Here is a 20,815-nt window from a genome sequence, read left to right as displayed (position 1 = left end):
CCGGACCGGGGGTGCGGTCGTGGGTCCAGACCCGTTATGCGAGCGTCACTCTTCCGGGCGGGGGTGGCCAGGAAGTAACCGGTCAGCTTCCGGTTGCCGACTTCCACGCGTCGACGTAGGCGGTGAGGTTCGTGTCGATGTCGGCCCAGTCGGGTTCGAAGACCTCGACGCCCGTCATCAGCTTGGTCAGTTCGACGGCGTTGGCGTCGGTCGGCTTGACGTCGGCGCGCGCGGGGAATCCGCCGCCGACGCCGCTGACGAGCTTCTGGGCGTCCTCGCCGAGCATGAAGTCGAGGAGCTTCTTGCCGTTCTCGGCGTGCGGGGCCTTGTCGAGGAGGCCGGCAGCGTAGGGCAGGGCGAAGGTGGTGGGCCTGCCGCCCTCCTTCGCCGGGAACCATATGCCCAGGTTCGGCATGGACTTGGACTGCGCGAAGTTCATCTGGACGTCGCCGTTGGCGACGAGCAGCTCGCCCTTGTCGGTCTTCGGCGCGAGCTTGCTGGTGGAGGAGGATGGGCCGACGTTGTTGGCCTGGAGCTTCTTCAGGTATTCCATGGCGGGTTCCTTGCCGCCGAAGTCGTGCATCGACTTGATGAGGACGGCGGTGCCGTCGCCGGCGACGCCGGGGGTGGAGTACTGGAGCTTGCCCTTGTATTTGGGGTCGAGGAGTTCCTCCCAGGTCCTGGGGGCCTCGGCGAGTTCCTTCTTGTTGTGGATGAAGCCGAAGTAGTTGTTGACGACGGACGTCCACGTGCCGTCGGCGGCCTTGTTCGAGCCGTTGACCTGCTCGGAGCCCTTCGGCCGGTACGCCTGGAGCAGGCCCTTGCCCTCGGCCTGTTGGATGAAGGGGGGCAGGGTGACGAGGACGTCGGCCTGGGTGTTGGTCCTCTCGCGGACGGCGCGCTGCACCATCTCGCCGGAGCCGCCCTCGACGAACTTGACCTCGATGCCGGTCTTCCTGGTGAACTCGGCGAACACCTTGTCGTACCAGCCGTCGCCCTTGTCGCTCTTGAGGCCGTCGGCGCTGTAGACGGTGACGACCGCGGCCCCCTCGGCGGAGGAGCCGGCGCCGCAGGCGGTGAGGGCGCAGGTGAGGACGAGGCCGCCGGTGACGGCGGTGGCGGTGCGCAGGAGGGTGCGGATGCTGGGCATGGAACGTCCTTACGGGGAGGGGGAGCCGGGGATCAGCGGTACGAGGCTCTGGTGCGGATGCGGGAGACGGCCGCCAGCACCAGCAGGGTGGTGGCCATCAGGACCACGGCGACGGCGGCGCCGCTGAAGAGCGAGCCGCGGTCGGTGGCGGTGAAGATCCGGACCGGCAGGGGCGTCCAGTCCGGCGGGTAGAGCATCATCGTGGCGCTCAGCTCGCCCATCGACAGGGCGAAGCAGAGCCCGGCGGCCGAGGTGAGGGACGGCAGCAGCAGGGGCAGCCGGACCCGCCACAGGACGTACGCGGGCCGGGCGCCGAGGGAGGCCGCGGCCTGTTCGTAGGCGGGGTCGAGGCGGGTGAGCGCGGCCGAGACGGACTGGTACGCGAAGGCCGTCACGAGGACGGTGTGGGCCAGGACCACGAGGGAACCCGTGCCGTTGAGCAGCAGCGGGGGCCTGCTGAACGCGACGAGCAGGGCGAGGCCGACGACCACGGACGGTACGGCGACGGGCAGCATGAACAGGGCGTCCAGGCAACGCCTGCCGCGCTCCTTGAGGCCGGCGGCGGCCAGCGCCGCCCAGGTGCCGAGGGTGAGCGCGAGCAGGCTCGCGACGAGGCCGGTGACGAGGGAGGTGGTCAGCGCCCGCAGGGATTCGCCGCGCACGGCGGCGGCGTAGTTCTCGGTGGTCGGGCCGGAGGGGAAGGCTCCGGACCAGTGGGTCGAGAAGGACGCGGCGACCACGACGAGCAGCGGCAGGGCGAAGAGGGGCAGGAAGAGGAGGCCGAACAGGGCCCAGGCGGCTCGACGGCCGGTCCTGCTATGCACCAGCACGCTTGCTCACCACCCGGTAGAGGCCGAACAGGCCGACGGAGATCGCGATGTTGACGACGGCGACCACGCAGGCGGCCGCGTAGTCGGATTCGAGGATCGCCTTGCCGTAGATGAGCATCGGCAGCGTCGTGACGTCCTTGGCGCCCGTGAACAGCACGATCCCGAACTCGTTGAGGCACATGACCAGGACGAGGCTGCCGCCCGCGGCGAGGGCCGGCAGGGCCTCGGGCAGGATGACCCGTCGGATGATCCGGGCCGGTTTCGCCCCGAGCGAGGAAGCCACTTCCAGTTGGGCGGTGTCCAGTTGGGAGAAGGCGGCGAGCAGTGGGCGCATCACGAACGGCGTGAACCAGGTGATCTCCGCCAGCAGGACGCCCCAGGGGGTCGCCAGGAAGCGGAAGGGCCCCTCGGCGGCGCCGGTCAGGTCGGTCCAGGCCCCGTTGGCCATGCCCACCGTCCCGTAGATGAAGAGGAGGGCGAGGGTGACGAGGAAGGAGGGGAAGGAGAGGAAGACGTCGATGAACCTGGCGACGGCCCTGGATCCGGGGAACGGGACGAAGGCGATGACCAGCGCGAGGGCGAAGCCGAGGACGAGGCAGCCGACGGTGGCTCCGACTGCCAGCCACACCGTCGTGCCCAGGGCCTCGCGGAAGCCGCGGGAGGCGAACACGGAGGTGTAGGCGTCGAAGGCGCCGCCGCCCTCCGGGGTGAACGACTGCCGCACGACCAGGGCGAGGGGGTGGAGGAAGACCACCGCGAGCACGGCCAGGGGCGGCGCCGTCCACACCCAGGCCGGGACGGTGCGCGGGCGCCGGGCGGACGGGGTCCGGGACGGGCCGGGGCCGCCGGCCCGCACGGTCCGGGCCGCCGAAGTCGCGGCGGCGGGATCGGGCGCGTTCCCGGCGACGGGATCGCGCAGGTCCCCGGCGAGCTCAGCCATCGGAGACCCCCGCCGACAGCAGGACCGCGTCGCGCGGCTCGAAGTGCAGGGTCACCGTGTCGCCCAGCGCCGGGGTTTCGCGCAGTTCGGGCAGGTCGGCCTTGACGCGGTGGCCGTCGACGTCCACGTACAGCCGGTGCGTGGAGCCCCGCCACTGGACCTCGGTGATGGTGCCGCACAGGGCGTTGGGGCCCTCGCCCAGGCCGATCAGGTGCGGCCGTACGCACAGCGTGGCGCGGGCGCCGGGTGCGGCGCCGCCGCGGTCCAGCTCCAGGCCGCGCCCTTCGAACACGGCTCCGTCGTCGGCCACCGTGACGGGCAGCAGGTTGGCGTTGCCGACGAAGGAGGCGGTGAACTCGGTCCGCGGGGACCGGTACAGCTCCTGCGGGGTCCCGCAGTCCTGGAGCCGGGCCCGGTCCATGACGGCGATCCGGTCGGCCAGGGTGAGGGCTTCCACCTGGTCGTGCGTGACGTACAGGATGGACACGTCGGGAAGTTCGCGGTGCAGCCGGGCCAGTTCGACGAGCATCCCGGAGCGCAACTGCGCGTCGAGCGCCGAGAGCGGCTCGTCGAGCAGGAGCACGCCGGGGCGGATGGCGAGCGCCCGGGCGATGGCCACGCGCTGCTGCTGGCCGCCGGACAGCTCGCGCGGGTAGCGGGTGGCGTAGGCGCCCATCCCGGTCATCTCCAGGGCCTCGGCGACCCGGTCCGGGATGCCGGCCCTGGGGGCCTTCTGCGCCTTGAGGCCGAAGGCGACGTTCTCCGCGACCCGCATGTGCGGGAACAGCGCGTACTGCTGGACGACCATGCCGATGCCGCGCTTGTGCGGGGGCATCGCGGTGACGTCCCGGCCGCCGATCAGGATCCGGCCGGCGGCGGGCCGTACGAAGCCGGCGACCGCGCGCAGCGCCGTGGTCTTGCCGGAGCCGGAGGGCCCCAGCAGTGCCATGACCTCGCCGGGTTCGACGGTCAGGTCGAGGGAGTCCAGGACGGTGTTCCCGCCGTAGGCGACCGAGACGGAGTCGAAGCGGATGCCGCTCACGCCCCGGTCCCCCGCTCCAGCAGGCCGGGGAGTTCGGCGACGGAGCCGAGCACGTGGGTGGCGCCGCTCCCGGTCAACGCGGCCCGGTCGTGGGCGCCGGTGAGGACGCCGGCGACGATGCCCGCTCCGGCTCGCCGGCCGCTGAGCACGTCGTACGAGGTGTCACCGACGACGACCGTGTCCCGTACGTCGGCCGCGGCGCCGGTGCGCAGGAACGCGGTCAGCACCATGTCCGGGAAGGGCCGACCGCGACCGCCCGCGTCGGCGGGGCACAGGGTGAGGTCGGCGAGGTCCCGCCAGCCGAGGGCGTCGAGGATGGCTTCCTGGGTGACCCGGGCGAAGCCGGTGGTCAGGACGACGGCGCGGCCCTCGGCGCGGAGCCGCTCGACGGCCTCGCGGGCGCCGGGGAGGGCGGTGACGAGGCCGCCGTCGACGAGTTCCCCGTAGGCCCGCTCGAAGGCGGAGTTGGCGCGGCGGGCGAATTCCTCCGTACCGAAGAGGTGACGGAAGACGGAGATCTTCGACTCGCCCATGGTGTCGCGCACGTACCGGAGCTTGGCCGCGTGGTCGGCGCTGCCGGGCTCGACGCCGAGGGCTTCGGCGGCATGCTCGAAGGCGCGCTCGACGAGACCGCCGTCGGCGACGGTCGTGCCGGCCATGTCGAGGACGATCAGTTTGTTGGCATCGGTCATGTCGGTCACCAGCCCAGTTCGTTCGCGGTGGTCTCGGCGATGGCGGGCGAGCAGGTCATCCCGCGCCCGCCGGGTCCGGTCACCAACCACACCCCGTCGGCCACCTGTTGGCGGTGGACGACGCGGGTGGTGTCGGTGCACTGGGCGTAGACGCCCGCCCAGCGGTGGCGGATCCTCGGCAGCGGCCGGCCCAGGAAGGACTCGGCGACCGCGGCGACGTGCTCGTAGGGGTCTTCGAGGGTGTCGAAGGCGAAGGGGTGCTCGTAGGCGTGGGTGTCGCCGATGGTCAGTCCGCCGTCCCGGCGCTGGACCATCAGCAGTTGCATCGCGTGCGCGGCGGCGACGGGTTCCTGCGGCTGGTCGGCGTTGAGTTCGTCGAGCGCCGGGGACGCGTAGGCGGGGTAGTAGCGGAAGCTGTCGGCGTCGGCGACGGAGGTGGTCAGGGCCTCGCCGAGCGGGGCCGTCTGCATCATCTGCAGCCGGACCCGGCGCACCGGCAGGTCGGGGACCAACTCGCGGACCAGGCCGGACAGCCAGGCGCCGGTGGCGAGGACGACCGCGTCGCCGCGGTGGACGTCACCGTGGTCGTCGCGGACGGCGCCCGCGCCGACGACCTCGCGGACCTCGCGGCCGGTGAGGAAGGTGTACCGGCCGGACGCCCGCAGGGCTTCCCGGAGGTGGAGCTGTGCGGTGCGCGGTTCCACGGCCGCGTCCCGCTCGCACCACAGGGCCGCCTCGAAGTCCCCGCGCAGGGCCGGGTTGATGGCCCGCGCTTCGACCGCGGTGACCAGTTCGTGGCCGCGGGCGGCGGCGTCGGAGCGGGCCGCCGCCGCCTCCGCCACCGCGTACTCGCGGGCGTCGCGGACGGGGGTGAGGGACCCGATCGCGCGGAAGCCCAGTCCGGGCACCTCCGCGCCGATCCGCTCCCAGAGCTCGCGGGCCCGCAGGGCGGTGTCGAGTTCCTCTCCCCCGGCTCGCCCACTGACCCATATCTGGCCGAAATTGCGCAGTGACGCGCCGCGTGCCTCCGCTTCCCGTTCGATCTGGACGACCTCGTGGCCGCGTTCGATTGCTTGCCAGGCGTGCATGGTGCCGACCACGCCGCCTCCGACGACTATGACTCTCACGCCCCCAAGGTGGCGGCGGCCGGTGGCCCGGGAGGGTCCGGTCGACGACCGGTCGGTGAACAGCCCTCGACGCTTGGACCAGACCCGTTACCGTTCCGTGATCCCAAGGCGCCCGTTTTGGATCGTTTGCGGGGTGTCGGGGGCCGCCCGCCCCGCTATTCGGGGCGTAGGCGCGTCGTGAAACTGAACCGGTCGCCACGGTAGAGCGAACGCACCCGCTCCAGCGGGCGGCCCTGCCCGTCCCGCGAGAACCGGTGGATGAGCAGCATCGGAAGCGCCGGCGGGGTGCCGATCAGCAGGGCTTCCCGGGGGGTGGCGAGGACCGTCTCCAGCTTCTCGTCGGCCTCACCGAAGGCGATGCCGAGATCGTCTCGGAGGTAGCCGTAGAAGGAGGAGTCGGGCCGGAAATCGACGTCGAGGCGGGGGGCGCGGGCGACCCTGATGTACGTGCTCTCCAGGCCGACGCGCTCATCGTCGGCGAGCAGCACCCGCTCCAGGTGCCAGACGGGCTCGCCGCTCTCCGCGCCGATGCCGGCGGCCAGGCCGTCCGGGCAGGGGAAGCGCTCCAGGCCGATCAGGTTGCGGCCGGGGCGGCGGCCCTGCCGGCGCACCCCCTCGGTGTAGCTCGCGAGGGAGAGCGGCTGCTCCAGTTTGGGTCCGGCGACGACCGTGCCGCGCCCCGACCGACGGAGCCGGCCTTCGAGGAGCAACTCGCGCAGTGCCTGCCGAACGGTCTCGCGGGACACCGCGCAGCGCTCCGCGAGATCGCGCTCGGTGGGCAGCGAGCCGCCCTCGCCGAGCTCGTCGAGCAGATCGGCGATCAGCGCCTTGACGGCGTAGTACTTGGGGATCCGACCGTGCTCCGGGATGCCCGAGCGCACGGGGCCGCCGGGAAGGTGCTGGTGCCGCCGGGTCTGTTCTTCCACGTGGGGACTGTAACCGGGGCAGATGTACGGAGATCGTCGCGCGGGGAGCCGTACGGGCGCGCGCGGAACCGGCGGGCGCAGGCGTCAGCGGGCGCGGCGTGCGGGTGCGCGGGCGTCAGCGGGCGCGGGGTGTGCGGAACCGGCGGGCGCCCAGGAGCAGGCCGCCTCCGGTGGTGAGCGCGGCGAGGGCGCCGGCCCCGTACGCCCAGGGGTGGTCGCGGGAGCCGGTGTGCGCGAGGGCGCCCGCCTCGGTGGTGTCCTGCGGGCCCTCGACCTCGAACCGGTAGCCGCCCGCCTCCCCGACCCAGTCGCCGTCGTCACCGTGATCGCCCTTGCGCTGGACGAGGGCGGCGTCCGCGACGACCTCGCCGTGGGGGGTCTCCTCGGCGAAGGCCAGCCGCACCGTGACGGTGATCGAGCCGCCCGCGCCGACGGAGAACCCGGAGAAGGCGTCGCCGCCGTCGAACACCGCGATGATCTCGTCGCGGTCGGTGCGTTCGAGGCTGACGGGATGGGAGCCGCCCGGAGCGTCGAACTCCATCCTGAGGTGGGCGGGGCGCAGGGCCCGCGCCTTGTCCGTGAACACGACGACGGGGTGGATGGCCGTGCACGCGCCGCTCGTGGTGTTCGTCAGGTCCAACAGCCAGGTCTGCGCCCCGCCGCCGGCCCGATAGACGGACGGGCCGCCGCGGATCCGGGCCCCGATGGGGAAGGCGGCGCCCTTGCCGTCCCCGCAGCTGGCCAGCGCGCGCGAGGGGAGCGCCGGGGCGGGTCGGGCGCCGCCTCCGGTGCCGATGTCCGCCACGGCGGAGGGCGCGGCGGAGGCGAGGAGCACGGCGGTGAGGGCAAGGGCTTTGCGCAGTCGCATGGAAGACCTTCGCTGCTCGCCGGACGGGACGATGATAGGACGAGGCGACAATCACCCCGGCCTTGTCCGCACCCTTCCACGCGCGCGCGACCCCCTGCCGGGAGCCGCGCGTGAGCACCTCCGGTTTACGCCCGGATGGCGCACCGGGTCAAGCGCCGAACGCGTTCCCGCACGTCGGCGGGGGTGCCCGGGTCGGCCGGCGGGACCGTCACGCACCGGCCCGGGGTGTTCCGGGGTGGACGTACAGCGGGGTCAGGGCCAGTTCCGCGGCGCCCTCGGCGACGCCGCCCGGGGCCTGCGCCACCGTCGGTGGGGCCGTGTCGGTCAGGGGGCGCGCCGCCAGCGCGGCCCTGACCCCGGTGACGAAGACGTCCGGATCGGCGTCCACGACCCGCCCTCCCAGCAGTACCCGGTCCACGTCGAGCAGCGCGACCAGGTTCGCCGCGCCCTCCCCCAGGATCCGGGCCGCTTCCGGCAGGTCGCCGCGGGCCACCGCGTCGAGGCAGAGCACCTCAAGGCAGCCCCGCCCCCCGCACCGGCAGGGTGGGCCGTCCAGCCACAGCACCTGGTGTCCGAACTCCCCGGCCGCCGACCTGGCGCCCCGGTGGATCTCGCCGTCCAGCCGGAGTCCGGCACCGAGCCCGGTGCCGACGTGCAGGTACACCGACGTGCCGGCGCCCGGCCCGCCCGGACCCCCCGTCGCGACGGCGGCGTTGGTGTCCTTGTCCAGCACCACCGGCAGCCCCAGCCGCCCCGCCAACACCTCCCGCAGCGGGAATCCCGCCCAGTTCGGGAACCCGGTCACCCGGCCCAGCACCCCGCTGCGCCAGTCCAGCGGCCCCGGCGCGGCGACCCCCACGCCGACGGGCGGGGGCGTGCCCGGCCGGCCGCCGAGCCCTGCGACGGCCTCCACGACCGCGTCCACGACCGGCTCGGGGCCCGCCCCGAAGTCCAGCGGGGCGCGCAGGCGGTCGACGACGCCGCCGGCGAGGTCGACCCGTACGGCCCGCAGTTCGTCACGGTCCAGGTGGACGCCCACGGCGTGCCGGGCGCCGGGCACCAGGCGCAGCAGCGTGCGCGGCTTGCCGCCGGTGGAGGGGCCACGGCCGGCATCGGCCACCAGGCCGTCCGCGGCGAGCCGCGCCGCGATCTTGCTGACGGCCTGCGGCGTCAGCCCCGCGGCGTCGGCGAGCTCGGCGCGGCCGAGGCCGGGCGGTCCGGCGGCGCGCAGCAGCCCCAGCAGTACCGCCTCGTTGTGCCCGCGCAGCGCGGGCAGGTTCACCCCGCCACGACCGGCCCCGTCACCCCTGTTCACCTGCCCATTGTCCACCCTCCTTGCACTTGCGCAACGCTGTTGCCAAAGTGGTGCCATGAACACCGCCTCCCCCACCGCACCCCTGCGCGTCGCCCTCGTCGGCTACGGACTCGCCGGTTCCGTGTTCCACGCCCCCCTCGTGACCGCGACCGAGGGGCTCGTCCTCGACACGGTCGTCACCTCCGACCCCGGCCGGCAGGGGCAGGTCCGCGAGGCCTTCCCCGACGTCCGCGTCGCCGCCTCCGCCGACGAGCTGTGGGCCCGCGCGGGCGGCGGGGACGCGCCGGACCTCGTCGTCATCGCCTCCCCCAACAAGACGCACGTCCCGCTCGCCACCGCCGCGCTCACCGCGGGCATCCCGGTGGTCGTGGACAAGCCGCTCGCCGCCACGGCGGCCGAGGCCCGCGAGCTCGCCGCCCTCGCCGACCGGACCGGCACCTTCCTGTCCGTCTTCCAGAACCGCCGCTGGGACAACGACTTCCTCACGCTGCGCCGGCTCCTCGACGGCGGCGACCTGGGCGAGGTCCTGCGCTTCGAGTCCCGTTTCGAGCGCTGGCGCCCGCAGCTCAAGGGCGGCTGGCGCGAGTCCGGCGCGCCGGAGGAGATCGGCGGCCTGCTGTACGACCTGGGCAGCCACGTCGTGGACCAGGCGCTCGTGCTGTTCGGTCCCGCCGTACGCGTCTACGCGGAAGCGGACGTGCGGCGCCCGGGCGCCGAGGCCGACGACGACACGTTCATCGCGCTCACCCACGCGAGCGGCGTCCGCTCGCACCTGCACGTCAGCGCGACCACGGCCCAGCTGGGACCGCGCTTGCGGGTCCTGGGATCCCGCGCCGGCTACGTCAAGTACGGCCTGGACCCCCAGGAGGCCGCCCTGCGCGAGGGTCTGCGCCCCGGGGACGACAGCCGCCCGTGGGGCGAGGAGCCCGAGCACCTGTGGGGGCGGCTGGGTTCCGGCGAGTCCCCGCTGACCGGCGGCGGCCTCCCGGTGCGCACCGCGGCGGGCGACTACCCCGCGTACTACGCGGCGGTCGCGGACGCGCTGCGGTCGGGCGGACCGGCTCCGGTCACCGCGCACGAGGCGGCGCAGTGCCTGGCGGTGCTGGAGGCCGCACGCCGGTCCTCGGCGGAGGGCGTCAGCGTCGACCTCTGACCGGCCGCAGGGGCCGCGACCGGCCCGGTCAGGGCGCGGGTTCGGCGTGAAATCGACGGTTCGGGCGGAGCGGGCGACATATTCTTCACAGGTTGTCGATCATCACACGTATGAAGAATGGAATTCCCTCGGTGAAACTGCCCCGGATCGCCACCGTCGTGGCCACCGCCGCGATGGCCCCGGCCGTCCTGCTCTCCTCGCCCGCGTTCGCCGCCGACTCCACCACGGCGACGACCACGGGCCCCTCGGCGACCGTGCCCGACGTGGCCGCCCAGCCCGCGAACCCCGCTCCGGGCGGCACGACGACCACCCCCGCCGAGGACCCGCAGGCGGCCAAGGACCGGACCGAGATCGACGCGATCCTCAAGAACCCGGCGACGAGCAAGGACATGCGCGAGGCCGCGGAGAAGGCCCTCAAGGGGAAGCCCGAGGACATGCGGCGCTTCCTTGAGGTCGAACGACCGAAGCTGCAGCTGGAGGACGACCGCGTACGGGTCGCCGCGATCGCCGAGGCGGGCGGCCGGATCGTGCGGGAGGCGGCCGACGAGGCCCTCCGGGTGAACACCCAGGAGGCGCTCACCGCGTTCCTGACGACCGGGCAGCACAAGGCCCGGGCCCAGGACGACCGGGTCGCGATCGCCCGGATGCTCGCCGGAGCCGGCAAGGGCATCACGAAGGCCGTCAACGAGCTGCTCTCGAAGGGCACGCCGGAGGAGATCCGCGCGTTCGTCGCGACCGGTCAGCACGTGGTCCGCGCGGAGGACGACCGGGTCGCGGTCCTCGGGATGCTGAAGGACGCCGGGCCGGGGCTGAAGGAGGGCATCATCAAGCTCCTCGAAGGCAACCCGAAGCCGGCCCAGTTGCGCGAGTTCGTCACGACCACGCAGCACGCGCTGCGCGACGACGACAACAAGGTCCTGATCTCGGCGATGGTCGCGGAGACCGGCCCCGAGCTGAAGAAGGCCGCCCTCGCCGCCCTCAGGGGCACCGCCCAGGACCGGACGGCGTTCCTGCAGACCGGCCAGCACGAGGCCCGCGCCAAGGACAAGGCCACCGGGGGCCAGACCGGCGGCACCGGCACGACGGGCTCGACGGGCTCGACGGGCACCACCGGTACGACGGGCACCACCGGTTCCACGGGCACGACCGGATCGACGGGGACGACGGGCACCACCGGTACGACGGGCACCACCGGCACCACCGGGAACACGAACGTGACCCCCGCGGGCAGCACCGCCTCCGGTCCGCTCGCGAACACGGGCGCCGGGTCCGAGAACGTCCTGATCGGGGGCGCGGCCGCCGCGACCCTCGCCGCGGGCGCGGGCCTGGTCATCGCCAACCGCCGCCGCCGCACGACGACCGAGGGCTGATCGGCACCACGTACGGGGACACGGAAGGGGCGGACCACGACGGTCCGCCCCTTCGCCGTGCCGTGGGTCAGGCGCTCTTGAACTCCTGGCGCTGGCGTCCGAGGCCCTCGATCTCCACCTCGACGACGTCACCGGCCCGCAGGAACGGCTTCGGCTCGGGCTGTCCGGCCGCCACGCCCGCAGGCGTGCCCGTGACGATGACGTCGCCCGGGTACAGGGTCATGAAGTGGCTCAGGTACCGCACGACCTCGCCGACCGCGAAGATCTGGTCGGAGGTGTGGCCGTCCTGCTTCAGCTCGCCGTTCACCCACAGCCGTACGTCCAGGACCTGCGGGTCCGGGACCTCGTCCGCGGTGACCAGCCAGGGGCCGAGCGGGGTGAAGGTCTCGCAGTTCTTGCCCTTGTCCCAGGTCCCGCCGCGCTCCGTCTGGAAGGCGCGCTCCGTCACGTCGTTCGCCAGCACGTAACCGGCGACGTGCGCGAGGCCCTCCTCGGCGGAGCCCAGGTAGCGGGCGGTGGCACCGATGACGACGCCGAGCTCGGCCTCCCAGTCGGTCTTCACACTGCCGCGCGGGATCAGCACGGTGTCGTCCGGGCCGACCACGGTGTCCGGGGCCTTGAGGAAGACGATCGGCTCCGGCGGCGCCTCGGCGCCCACCTCGGCGGCGTGGCCGTGGTAGTTCAGCCCGATGCCCACGATCTTGCCGATGCGGCCGACCGGGGAGCCGACGCGCAGCCCCTCCGCGTCGAGCACCGGGAGCCCGCCCGCCGCCGCGGCGTCCCGTACCCGGGACAGCGCGGAGTCGTCGGCGAGCAGGTCGCCGTCCACATCCGTGATCAGGCCGGACAGGTCACGCAGGGTGCCGTCCTGGTCGAGCAGCGCGGGGCGCTCCGACCCAACGGGTCCGACACGCAGCAGCTTCATGGGCATTCTCCCGTGGTCGTGGGTGGTCGACCCCGGGCATGCCGGGGCCGGCCGATGGGTTGCGGCCATCGGAGGATTGGTTGATCCTCCAAGATGACCGCCCAATCCGCAAGACCCTGTTCACGGACTGGAACGCCCGCTACCGCCGGCCGCGCCCCGCGGGACCGGCCGTGACCTCCGCGCCGGCCTTACCGGCGACCGCCGCCGCACGGTCCTTGCGGTGCTGGAGCCAGACCCGCTCCGCGACGGACCAGGCGGTGGTGGTCAGCAGGTACAGCCCGGCCGCGAGCGGCACCACGGCGGCGGTGATCAGCGTCCCGAACGACAGCAGGGGCAGGACGCCGCCCAGCTTGCGCATCGCCGCCTGCTGCTCGGCGCTCAGCTCCACCGCCGGCTTCGCCCGCTCCCCGGCCCTGGCGGCCCCGGTGCCGGCGGCTCCCGGCCTGCCCGCGCGCGGGCCCGGCGTCGGGACGGGCAGCGCGGGCGCCGCCGCGGCGGCACGCCGCCCCCGGACCGCGCTCCACGCGGCCACGCCGGCGATGGCCGCGAACAGGCCGAGGAAGACCAGGCCCTGGGGTCCGAACGGGCCGCCCTCCGCCAGCGCGCCCGTCAGGCGCGATCCGAGCGGCGCCGCGAACAGTCGGTGGCCCAACAGCTCGTTGGCCTCTCCCCCGACCTCCGAGGAGGAGAACGCCTGGTACATGACGAAGAACACCGGCAGCTGGAGCAGCACGGGCAGGCAACCGGCCGCCGGCGTGGCGCCCCGGAACGCCGCACGGCTCAGCGGATGCAGGGCGAGCCGTACGAGCACGGTGAACAGCACGATCGCGGCAGCGGTCGCGGACTCGGCCAGTACCGGCTCCATGAGCCGGCCCAGCGCGGCAACGAGATGGGTGAAAACGGACACGCGGGCCCTCCGAAGGGTCTCGTCGAACGTCGAAGAAGGTGCATTTCGGCGTGACGACCCGCGAGGGGCGACGACAGTGATCGGCCCGACCGTGACCGGTCGGCGGAAGCAGAAGGCGGAAGGTGCTGCGCGCCCCTACGCGGCCGTCGGAAGGAGACGGCCGGGCGCCCTGGGCCGGGACCGGCCCGAGGCATCGGGATCGCGCTGCGGCAGGAACGCCGTGCGCTGCTCGCGATCACGGATCGCGGTGCGTATGCGGTGCGGTGGCACGGGCCGGACGAGGCACGCGGCCAACGCGGCGGCGCCCACGGCCACGACGGCCGCCAGCGCGACCACGGCGGCGGCCAGGCCGTTCTCCCCCGCCATCAGGCCGAGGAACCCCCCGAGCAGCAGGAGCAGGGCGGCGAGCAACCGCGAGCCCCTGGAAGTGGCGAGGAAGGACAGCGGAGTGCGCACGGCGGTTCGCTTCGTCCCGGTCATGCCGGCCACCCCCTCCCCCTCACGGGCCGCCCGATCCGGCGGCCCCACGCGACGGTGCCCGCACGCCTGAGCGTGCGGACTCCCGTACGAAATCGGGCTCTCGGAATCGATACTAACCGGGCCCACCGACAAGGAGCGTGGGTCGGCCGACGGATTCCCGACGTTCGAACGGATCCCGGGCCGGCGCCTCCCCGTCGGGCCGGGTCACGTCCGGTGAGGACCGGTCCGCGGACCGCACCCGGTCCGTCCCGGGGCCCCGCGTCACACCCGCGCCTGAACCCCGGCGACCGCACCTCCGTCAGGACGACTTGAGCGTCCCCCACACCACCAGGCGGTACTTGGAGCTGTACTCGGGCGTGCAGGTGGTGAGCGTGATGTACGCGTCCGGCCGGCTGTACCCGTACTCGGGCCGCACCACGCTGCGCGGCACCGGTGCGATCACCCCGGTGTCCCGTTCCGTGGTCTCGCTCAACACCTGCCCGACCACGTACGTGTGGCGCCGGCCGCGCACGTCGACGTACAACTCGTCGCCGGGGCGCAGCCTGTTCACGTACCGGAACGGCTCGCCGTGCGTGTTGCGGTGTCCCGCCAGCGCGAGGTTGCCCCGCTCCCCGGGCCGCGCGGTGCCCGGGTACTGGCCGACGTACCCCTTGTCCAGCACGGCCCGCTTGTCGATCCCCTGCGCGACGGGAACGGCGAGGCCGAGGCGCGGAATCCGCAGGACGGCGTACGCCTCCTCCGGGGCGGGCGCGGGCTTCGGTCGCGGCGCCGCGGAGGCCACCGACCCGGCCGTCGGCCGCGCGGACGGGGACACCGGCCCGGAACCGGAAGGGGGCGGCGGGCCCGCCTCGGACGGTGACGGACCGCCCCCGGGGAGCTCTCCCGCGGAGTCGTCCTCGACCCCGGCACCGCCCGGACCGGGATCCTCCGGTACGCCCGCCTCCGCAGGCTCCCCCTCCCAGGCCCGCTCCAGGGCCTGGACCTGGTCCTGCGCGGCGGCCGCGGCCTGCCGGTTCGTCCACCACACCTGGTGCACCACCAGCAACGCCACCACCACGCCCAGCGTGGTGACCACCTCGGCGCCCACCCACAACAGCCGTGCGAGCCGGGCCCCGCGCCCCCGCCGGCCGCTCCCCTGCACCACCACACGTATGTGATCCCGCACGGGCCGCACCCTAAGTCCTCCCCCCTCAACTGACCAGCGGCAGTACGGTGTGAACCATGCGCCCCGATACGCCTGCAGAGCACCTTGCCGAAGCCGAGCGCCTCATCCGCACGGCGACCCGCTACCCCGAGGACCAGGAGCCGCTCCTCCTCCAGGCCGCCGCCCACCTCGAACTGGGTGACGCGCGGGACCGGGCGAGCGCCCTTTACGACCAACTCCTCTCCGCCTCGCCCGCGGACCCACACCTGATCAAGGCCCTGCAGGCCGCGAACCTGTGGGAGTACGGCCACGAGGCCGAGGCCCGCGCCCTGATCTCCGGGATCCGGGCCGCCGCCCCCGAGGACCCGGCGCCCTGGGAGGTGATCGCGGAAACCCTCGAAGCGCACGACGAGCTGGAGGCCTCGCACGACTGCTTCACCGAGGCGGCGACCCTGCTGACCTCGGAGGAGACCCCCCTCACCCAGGCCACCACCGCCCTCCTCACGGGCCGCCACCGGGTCCGTCGACTCCTCGGGCTCCCGCACGACGAATGGGACATGGTCGCCGACACCCGCCACATCGGCCCGATCCCCCTGGACGAGCTCCACGACCCGAAGCGGATCTGGGCCCTCGGCTCCGACGACCCGGCCGAACTGCGCGCCGAGATCGCCCGCCTGCGCGCCGAACTGGGCGACCGTCGCGCCGCCCTCTCCCGGCCGTTCCCGGTGGCGGTCCTGCACTGGCCCCAGCGCGAACTCGCCGAGCTCCTCACCTCCTACCCGACCCTGTCGGCGGAGTACTCCTCGCACGCGACGCACCTGAGCGGCATCGAGGCCTCCCTCCGCGCCCTCGCCGCGTCGGGCACCACCAACCTCGGCATCGTCACCGGCAACGTCCCCTCGTACGAGGCCTTCGCCGCCTCCGAGAAGACCTCCCCGGCCTCCCCCTCCCTGCTCGCCGAGTACGCCACCACCCTGGCCGCCCGCGGCAAGGCCACCTCCTGGCCGCCCGGACCGACGGCCCCGTGCTGGTGTGCCTCGACGAAGCCCTATTCGGAGTGCCACGGGGAGCCCTGACCGCCCGGACCGGCAGGCCCTTCCGCCCGCGGAGGGCGCCGGCCGGCCGGGGCACGGCCGTCCCCGCCCGTGTCCGACGCCCCTGTCGGTGGTGTTCCGTACCATCGGCCCCGGGGGCACCCGCCGAGCGTTCCGGGCGGGTCGAACCCCGTCGCCCATGACCACCGGCAACCGGGGAGGACCTGATGATCCCGGCGGAACCCTCCTCCGCGGCCGTCTCCGCGCGGATGAGCCAGCAGGCCGTGCGCAACACCGCGCCCGAGGTGGCGGTGCGCAAGCTGCTCCACGCCGCGGGGCTGCGCTACCGGCTCCAGGTGAAGGTGCCCGGGATGCCGCGCCGCAGCATCGACATCGCCTTCCCCGGCCCGAAGGTCGCCGTGTTCCTGGACGGGTGCTTCTGGCACGGATGCCCGCAGCACGCGACGCGGCCGAAGGCCAATGCCGAGTGGTGGCGCGAGAAGCTCGAACGCAACATGGCGCGGGACCGCGAGACGAACGAGCAGTTGGTGTCGGCCGGTTGGACCGTGCTCCGGTTCTGGGAGCACGAACCGCCCGAGGTCGTGGCGGCGCGTGTCATCGCGACCCGGGAAGCGACCGCACCCCACCGGGCCACACCGGCCACCCCGGAACGCCGCACGCGGCCCGCCGCCGGGGCGGACGGGCCGGTCGGCGCGAACGGGCCCGCCCCGGAAGCGGGTTGATCCGCCGCACCGTGGGCGGACCCCGGTCGGCCTCCCTTCCTCAGCCCTTGTCCGCGAACAGGGTGAGCTGTTGGTGGCCGCGGGCCAGGGCCGTGGGCGGGGCGGGCCGGGACGCCCCGAGAGCGAGCACGGCGCGGAGCGCCGCGATCACCTCGGTCGAGGCGTCGCGGAGCATCGAAGGGGTCGCGCTGACCACCAGGACGCCGTGGGACTCCAGGCGCATGCGGCGGCGCAGGGTGGCCTGCCAGGCGTCGCGGGTGTAGTGGTACTCCGCCGAGTCGACCTCCAGAGCCACGCCCTCGTCGGGCCAGTAGGCGTCAGGACTGGCCAGGAAAGCGCCGTCCGCGGTGTGGAGGCGGGCGTTCCAGAGCGGGGTGGGCAGGTCGGTGGCGACGAGGGTGTCGCGGGCCCGGGCCTCGGCGACCGAGCGGACCCCGGCCAGGAGTTCCGCGGCGGCGGCGCGGACCGCGGGGCGGGTCAGCAGGCGGGACGTGCGGAGTTCCGCGTGCAGGTCGTGCGGGTGACACCAACCGGCCTGCACCACCTGGGCCAGGACGGAACGGATCCGGTCGGGCGGCGCGCACGGATCCGTACGGGCGGCGAAGTCGGCGGCGGCCCGCACGGGGCGGGCCGCGGGAACGCCGGCCACGGTCATGGTGCGCGGCCAACGTGAGGTGGCCCGGGGCCTGACCCCGGGGGTGGGCGCGAGCCGGCGCGGGGCCCGGATCAGGACGTCGGCCGGCGCGGCCGGGGCCTCGCGGATGCCGAGGAGGGCGAGGGCGGCGCCGCCGGTGAGGACGGCCGTGTCGCCGGAGAGCGGCTCCGCGGTGGGTTCGGCCGCGTACAGGACGGCGGCCAGCGCGCGCTGGCGAGGGTCGGGCGGGCCGGTCTGCAGGAGGTACACGCGGGGCAACAGCCGCTGCCAGGGGCCGCCGGGGCGAGCCCGGGAGGTGACCGTGCCGTCGGGAACACCCGCACCGACGGTGAGTTGGTGCCGTGTGGCCAGCCCGTGCTGCCGCCGGGCCAGGCGCGACGCGACGTCCCGGCCGGAGTCCCGCGTCGCCGGCCGTGTGATGGCGGGCCGTGTGATGGCGGGCGTGGCGGTGGCGGGCGGCGTGCCGGTGGCCGATGTGGCGGTCCCGGGGACGGTCGCCGGGTTCGGGACGGCGGTCGTACCGGACGGGGACTCGGAGGTGGCGGGGTTCCGCGGCTCTGTGATCATGGCCCCGGTATGCCCCTCCCCCGACCCGGTGTACCCCCCCGCGCGGTCGTCGTCGGCCGCGCCCCCGGCCCGTAAGGGGCCCGGTCCGAAGAGGCCCGGGCCCGCAGGGGAAGGGGAACGGCCCGGCGGACCGGGGTGGCGGAACGATTCAGCGGACCGGGGCGGAGGTCCGGGTCAGAGGTTCGGGTGGGTCGGCGAGAGGAAGACGACCACGCCCGTCTCCGTGCCCGGGAGCGCGGGGACCTCGTGCCAGCCCAGGCGGCGGTACGTGGCGACGGTGTCCGTGGCCAGACGCGAGGTCAGCAGCCATGCCCGCCCGTCGGGGGCGTCCGCGGTGATCTCGGTGAGGAGGGTCCGGCCGGTGCCGTGGCCGCGCGCGTAGCCGCGTACGGCCAGTTCGTCGATCTCCAGGGCCCCGACGAGGAGCTCCCGCACGCGGGCCGCCCCGAGTTGGGCGGTGACCTGCGGGTACGCGCGGTTCTTGGGGAAGGGGGCCGGGGTCAGCCATCCCGTGGCGAAGCCGTCGATGCCCGTCGCGGACTGGGCGAACGCCGTACGGAACCCCGGGCGCCGGACGTCCGCCTGGAGCCGGGTCGAGAACTGGCGAATGGTTTCTTCACCTTCGTTCCACGGCGGACCGGAGAACACGTCCGCGTAGGCGTCGACCAGCTCGTCCGCGAGGTCGAGGACGGCCCGTCCGTAAGAGATCAAGGCGTCGACTCCTGGTGGTGGGTTGAGCGGGTTTCCCCCTGGAAGACCGAATCTACGCCTTCCGGGTTCCCTCCCCGGCCGCTCCGCAGAAACGGAGAGTGTGCGACAAATCGCCTCGACGTGGTCCGTGTCGCGTGCCCCGCCACCGCGTTGAGCAGCCCGTGGACAGACTCCTGCGCGCGGCGGGCGGATTCGCCCTCGCCTTCCTGCTCGTCCTCGGCATCGTGGCGGTACTGCCCCGGGCCGTGCAGGACGCGGTGCCGCACGCCGTGATCGGCGGGGCCGTGCTCGTACTGGGCGCGGTGGGCGCCCGCCGGGCTTCCGGGCGGCCGCGTTAGCCTCGGGGAGGAGCCATCGGACGGTCGGACCATCGGACCGCAGCCCGGTGTGACCGACGACGCGCAAGCGAAGAACACGCATCATCAGCCGAGAAGACCGAGGGAGTTCGACATGGCGCGGGTACCGAGTTCCGTGGTGACGGCCGCAGGCCTGGTCGGCGGCTACGCCGTCGCCCGCTGGACCAAGAAGCGCCCGCTGGGCGGTGTCGTGCTCGGCGCCGCCGGGCTCGTCGCCGGACGGGAATGGCACCGGCGCGGCGGCGTCCCCGTCGCGGCGGGCCTGGGAGCCCTGTACGTCGCCGGTTTCGCGGGCTCGCACCCGCTGGCCAAGAAAGTCGGCGCCTGGCCGGCCGTCATCGGCGCCGCCGGTGTCGTGGCGGCCACGACCTGGGCGGTGGCCGACCGGGGCTGACCCGGAGCGGACGGCCCGACGCCCGGTCGGGCCGTCCCCGGAGCAGCACCCCGCGACGCCCCCGGGTTACGCGCCGAACGCCCGCGACACCGTGTAGATCAGCAGACCGGCCAGCGCGCCGACCACCGTTCCGTTGATGCGGATGAACTGGAGGTCGCGCCCGATGTGGGCCTCGATCTTGCGGGAGGTGTGTTCCGCGTCCCAGCTCGCCACCGTGTCCGTGATCAGCGAGGTGATCTCGGTGCGGTACGTCGTGACCACGTAGACGAGGGCGCCCTCGATCCAGCCCTCCACCTTCGCCTGGAGCCGGCCGTCGGTGGCCAGGCGCGCGCCGAGCGACATCAGCGAGGCGCGGACCCTCAGCCGCAGCTCGCTCTGCTCGTCCTCCGCCGCCGAGAGGATCATCGAGCGGATCGCGGTCCACGCGGAGGCGATCACGTCCTGGACCTCGCCCCGGGCGAGGATCTCGGACTTCAGCCGTTCGACGCGCGCCCGTGTCTGCGTGTCCGACTGGAGGTCGGCGGCGAAGTCCGTCAGGAAGCGGTCGACCGCGCCGCGCGCCGGGTGCTCCGGCATGTCGCGCATCTCGGTGACGAAGCGCAGCAGCTCCTTGTAGACGCGGTCGCCGATCTTCCGGTCGACGAAGCGCGGCGTCCAGCCGGGAGCCCCGCCCTGGACGGCGTCCATCACCGAGTCGCCGTGCGTGACGAGCCAGTCGTGGGCCTTCGTGCACACCAGGTCCACGGCCCGTCGGTGGCCGCCGTCCGCGACCACCTTCTCCAAGGTCTTGCCGAGGCCGGGGGCGATCTCGGCGTGCTCGGCGCGCCGGGTGATGGCCTCGCCGACGACGGCCTGCACGTCGGAATCGCGCAGGACGGTCAGCGCCCCGCGCAGTGCGGTCGCCAGCTCCGCGGTGACCCGGTCGGCGTGTTCGGGTTCCGCCAGCCAGGCGCCGAGTCGGCCGCCGATGCCGAGCGCTCCCAGCCGGGCGCGCACGACGTCGGAGGAGAGGAAGTTCTCGCCGACGAACTCGCCGAGGGAGACTCCCAGCTGATCCTTCTTGGTCGGGATGATCGCGGTGTGCGGGATCGGCAGGCCGAGCGGCCGGCGGAACAGCGCGGTGACCGCGAACCAGTCCGCGAGGGCGCCGACCATGCCGGCCTCGGCCGCCGCCGCCACGTACCCGGCCCAGCCGCCCGCGCCCCAGGCGTGCTGGGCGTACTTGGCGAGTACGTAGACCACCGCGACCAGGGCCAGCAGGCCCGTCGCGGTGGTCTTCATCCGGCGGACGCCGCGCCGGCGCTCCTCGTCCGCCGCGTTGAACACGAACGCGCCCCGCGGCGGCGGGGGTGGCGCGGTCCGCGCCCTCGTGTCGCTGTCCACGTGATCCACGGGTTCCTGCCTTCCCCCTGGGGCCGGTTTTGTCTGCATAGCATCCGACTCCCGGGAGGCCCCGGGAGTTCCCGGCGCGCCGTGCGGGTGCCCC

Annotated in this window: 22 protein-coding genes; 6 read left to right on the top strand and 16 right to left on the bottom strand. The window is 74.1% G+C overall.

Annotated elements, in window-relative coordinates; all coding sequences use genetic code 11:
* Positions 1-82: 82 nt before the first annotated feature.
* The 9 genes from ACZ58N_RS07940 to ACZ58N_RS07900 all read right to left on the bottom strand — a co-directional run bounded on the left by ACZ58N_RS07940 (position 83) and on the right by ACZ58N_RS07900 (position 8,947).
* Entirely contained in the window at positions 83-1,150 is a 1,068-nt protein-coding gene (locus ACZ58N_RS07940) for a 2-aminoethylphosphonate ABC transporter substrate-binding protein (RefSeq protein ID WP_471156897.1), read from the bottom strand.
* A 32-nt stretch (positions 1,151-1,182) separates the two neighbouring features.
* On the bottom strand, positions 1,183-1,980 hold the full coding sequence (locus tag ACZ58N_RS07935; protein ID WP_471156894.1) for an ABC transporter permease: 798 nt from the start codon (positions 1,978-1,980) through the stop codon (positions 1,183-1,185).
* The gene (locus ACZ58N_RS07930) at positions 1,967-2,920 is read right to left on the bottom strand and encodes a 2-aminoethylphosphonate ABC transporter permease subunit (RefSeq protein ID WP_471156891.1); all 954 of its coding nucleotides are present in this window, start codon (positions 2,918-2,920) and stop codon (positions 1,967-1,969) included. Before ACZ58N_RS07930 ends, ACZ58N_RS07935 begins: the two co-directional genes overlap by 14 nt.
* Entirely contained in the window at positions 2,913-3,962 is a 1,050-nt protein-coding gene (locus tag ACZ58N_RS07925) for an ABC transporter ATP-binding protein (RefSeq protein WP_471156889.1), read from the bottom strand. Before ACZ58N_RS07925 ends, ACZ58N_RS07930 begins: the two co-directional genes overlap by 8 nt.
* Positions 3,959-4,654 carry a phosphonatase-like hydrolase gene (locus ACZ58N_RS07920; RefSeq protein WP_471156887.1) on the bottom strand — a complete coding sequence of 232 codons (696 nt, stop codon included), beginning with the start codon at positions 4,652-4,654 and terminating at the stop codon, positions 3,959-3,961. Before ACZ58N_RS07920 ends, ACZ58N_RS07925 begins: the two co-directional genes overlap by 4 nt.
* 5 nt (positions 4,655-4,659) lie before the next feature.
* Positions 4,660-5,781, bottom strand: a complete 1,122-nt coding sequence (locus ACZ58N_RS07915) for a TIGR03364 family FAD-dependent oxidoreductase (RefSeq protein ID WP_471156886.1) — start codon at positions 5,779-5,781, stop codon at positions 4,660-4,662.
* Positions 5,782-5,936: 155 nt separating this feature from the next.
* Positions 5,937-6,707, bottom strand: coding sequence for a GntR family transcriptional regulator (locus tag ACZ58N_RS07910; protein WP_471156883.1), 771 nt, complete (start codon positions 6,705-6,707; stop codon positions 5,937-5,939).
* A gap of 115 nt (positions 6,708-6,822) precedes the next feature.
* Positions 6,823-7,575, bottom strand: coding sequence for a hypothetical protein (locus ACZ58N_RS07905; protein ID WP_471156882.1), 753 nt, complete (start codon positions 7,573-7,575; stop codon positions 6,823-6,825).
* A gap of 208 nt (positions 7,576-7,783) precedes the next feature.
* Positions 7,784-8,947: an ROK family transcriptional regulator gene (locus ACZ58N_RS07900; RefSeq protein ID WP_471156880.1), complete on the bottom strand. Its 1,164-nt coding sequence runs from the start codon at positions 8,945-8,947 to the stop codon at positions 7,784-7,786.
* Between ACZ58N_RS07900 and ACZ58N_RS07895 the strand changes: the two genes are divergently transcribed.
* Positions 8,946-10,043 carry a Gfo/Idh/MocA family oxidoreductase gene (locus tag ACZ58N_RS07895; RefSeq protein WP_471156878.1) on the top strand — a complete coding sequence of 366 codons (1,098 nt, stop codon included), beginning with the start codon at positions 8,946-8,948 and terminating at the stop codon, positions 10,041-10,043. The two genes, ACZ58N_RS07900 and ACZ58N_RS07895, sit on opposite strands and share 2 nt — an antisense overlap.
* Positions 10,044-10,153: 110 nt before the next feature.
* On the top strand, positions 10,154-11,413 hold the full coding sequence (locus ACZ58N_RS07890; RefSeq protein WP_471156876.1) for an ALF repeat-containing protein: 1,260 nt from the start codon (positions 10,154-10,156) through the stop codon (positions 11,411-11,413).
* Positions 11,414-11,480: 67 nt separating this feature from the next.
* On the opposite strand, the gene ACZ58N_RS07885 is transcribed toward ACZ58N_RS07890, so the two are convergent.
* The 4 genes from ACZ58N_RS07885 to ACZ58N_RS07870 all read right to left on the bottom strand — a co-directional run bounded on the left by ACZ58N_RS07885 (position 11,481) and on the right by ACZ58N_RS07870 (position 14,890).
* On the bottom strand, positions 11,481-12,338 hold the full coding sequence (locus ACZ58N_RS07885; RefSeq protein ID WP_471156873.1) for a fumarylacetoacetate hydrolase family protein: 858 nt from the start codon (positions 12,336-12,338) through the stop codon (positions 11,481-11,483).
* A gap of 139 nt (positions 12,339-12,477) precedes the next feature.
* The gene (locus ACZ58N_RS07880; RefSeq protein ID WP_471157549.1) at positions 12,478-13,203 is read right to left on the bottom strand and encodes a YidC/Oxa1 family membrane protein insertase; all 726 of its coding nucleotides are present in this window, start codon (positions 13,201-13,203) and stop codon (positions 12,478-12,480) included.
* Positions 13,204-13,380: 177 nt separating this feature from the next.
* Positions 13,381-13,725: a DUF6412 domain-containing protein gene (locus ACZ58N_RS07875; protein WP_471156866.1), complete on the bottom strand. Its 345-nt coding sequence runs from the start codon at positions 13,723-13,725 to the stop codon at positions 13,381-13,383.
* 298 nt (positions 13,726-14,023) lie between these two features.
* Entirely contained in the window at positions 14,024-14,890 is an 867-nt protein-coding gene (locus ACZ58N_RS07870) for a class E sortase (RefSeq protein WP_471156864.1), read from the bottom strand.
* A gap of 56 nt (positions 14,891-14,946) precedes the next feature.
* On the opposite strand from ACZ58N_RS07870, the gene ACZ58N_RS07865 reads away from it, so the two are divergent.
* Both ACZ58N_RS07865 and ACZ58N_RS07860 read left to right on the top strand, forming a co-directional pair.
* The gene (locus ACZ58N_RS07865; protein ID WP_471156861.1) at positions 14,947-15,945 is read left to right on the top strand and encodes an SEC-C metal-binding domain-containing protein; all 999 of its coding nucleotides are present in this window, start codon (positions 14,947-14,949) and stop codon (positions 15,943-15,945) included.
* Positions 15,946-16,172: 227 nt separating this feature from the next.
* A complete protein-coding gene (locus ACZ58N_RS07860; RefSeq protein ID WP_471157548.1) occupies positions 16,173-16,646 on the top strand; it encodes a very short patch repair endonuclease in 474 nt (157 codons plus the stop codon).
* 40 nt (positions 16,647-16,686) lie between these two features.
* Here ACZ58N_RS07860 and ACZ58N_RS07855 read toward each other — a convergent pair whose 3' ends face one another.
* Entirely contained in the window at positions 16,687-17,868 is a 1,182-nt protein-coding gene (locus tag ACZ58N_RS07855; RefSeq protein WP_471156858.1) for a hypothetical protein, read from the bottom strand.
* A 174-nt stretch (positions 17,869-18,042) separates the two neighbouring features.
* Complete coding sequence (locus ACZ58N_RS07850) at positions 18,043-18,579, bottom strand: GNAT family N-acetyltransferase (protein ID WP_471156855.1); 537 nt, start codon at positions 18,577-18,579, stop codon at positions 18,043-18,045.
* 161 nt (positions 18,580-18,740) lie between these two features.
* Between ACZ58N_RS07850 and ACZ58N_RS07845 the strand changes: the two genes are divergently transcribed.
* Positions 18,741-18,917, top strand: coding sequence for a hypothetical protein (locus tag ACZ58N_RS07845; protein WP_471156852.1), 177 nt, complete (start codon positions 18,741-18,743; stop codon positions 18,915-18,917).
* A gap of 112 nt (positions 18,918-19,029) precedes the next feature.
* The gene (locus tag ACZ58N_RS07840) at positions 19,030-19,329 is read left to right on the top strand and encodes a hypothetical protein (protein WP_471156850.1); all 300 of its coding nucleotides are present in this window, start codon (positions 19,030-19,032) and stop codon (positions 19,327-19,329) included.
* Positions 19,330-19,395: 66 nt separating this feature from the next.
* Here ACZ58N_RS07840 and ACZ58N_RS07835 read toward each other — a convergent pair whose 3' ends face one another.
* The gene (locus tag ACZ58N_RS07835; RefSeq protein ID WP_471157546.1) at positions 19,396-20,610 is read right to left on the bottom strand and encodes a DUF445 domain-containing protein; all 1,215 of its coding nucleotides are present in this window, start codon (positions 20,608-20,610) and stop codon (positions 19,396-19,398) included.
* Positions 20,611-20,815: the final 205 nt, after the last annotated feature.

It is taken from the genome of Streptomyces sp. NPDC040432 (assembly GCF_055595445.1).
Note: the sequence above shows the minus strand (reverse complement) of the source record. Positions and strands in the feature narration are given on the sequence as shown.

Coding starts and splice junctions, on each gene's coding strand:
- ACZ58N_RS07875 (WP_471156866.1), bottom strand. CDS start 13,725: ATGACCGGGACGAAGCGAACCGCCGTGCGCACTCCGCTGTCCTTCCTC.
- ACZ58N_RS07895 (WP_471156878.1), top strand. CDS start 8,946: ATGAACACCGCCTCCCCCACCGCACCCCTGCGCGTCGCCCTCGTCGGC.
- ACZ58N_RS07930 (WP_471156891.1), bottom strand. CDS start 2,920: ATGGCTGAGCTCGCCGGGGACCTGCGCGATCCCGTCGCCGGGAACGCG.
- ACZ58N_RS07940 (WP_471156897.1), bottom strand. CDS start 1,150: ATGCCCAGCATCCGCACCCTCCTGCGCACCGCCACCGCCGTCACCGGC.
- ACZ58N_RS07900 (WP_471156880.1), bottom strand. CDS start 8,947: ATGGCACCACTTTGGCAACAGCGTTGCGCAAGTGCAAGGAGGGTGGAC.
- ACZ58N_RS07840 (WP_471156850.1), top strand. CDS start 19,030: ATGGCGCGGGTACCGAGTTCCGTGGTGACGGCCGCAGGCCTGGTCGGC.
- ACZ58N_RS07885 (WP_471156873.1), bottom strand. CDS start 12,338: ATGAAGCTGCTGCGTGTCGGACCCGTTGGGTCGGAGCGCCCCGCGCTG.
- ACZ58N_RS07860 (WP_471157548.1), top strand. CDS start 16,173: ATGAGCCAGCAGGCCGTGCGCAACACCGCGCCCGAGGTGGCGGTGCGC.
- ACZ58N_RS07905 (WP_471156882.1), bottom strand. CDS start 7,575: ATGCGACTGCGCAAAGCCCTTGCCCTCACCGCCGTGCTCCTCGCCTCC.
- ACZ58N_RS07835 (WP_471157546.1), bottom strand. CDS start 20,610: ATGAAGACCACCGCGACGGGCCTGCTGGCCCTGGTCGCGGTGGTCTAC.
- ACZ58N_RS07865 (WP_471156861.1), top strand. CDS start 14,947: ATGCGCCCCGATACGCCTGCAGAGCACCTTGCCGAAGCCGAGCGCCTC.
- ACZ58N_RS07920 (WP_471156887.1), bottom strand. CDS start 4,654: ATGACCGATGCCAACAAACTGATCGTCCTCGACATGGCCGGCACGACC.
- ACZ58N_RS07890 (WP_471156876.1), top strand. CDS start 10,154: ATGAAGAATGGAATTCCCTCGGTGAAACTGCCCCGGATCGCCACCGTC.
- ACZ58N_RS07855 (WP_471156858.1), bottom strand. CDS start 17,868: ATGATCACAGAGCCGCGGAACCCCGCCACCTCCGAGTCCCCGTCCGGT.
- ACZ58N_RS07880 (WP_471157549.1), bottom strand. CDS start 13,203: ATGGAGCCGGTACTGGCCGAGTCCGCGACCGCTGCCGCGATCGTGCTG.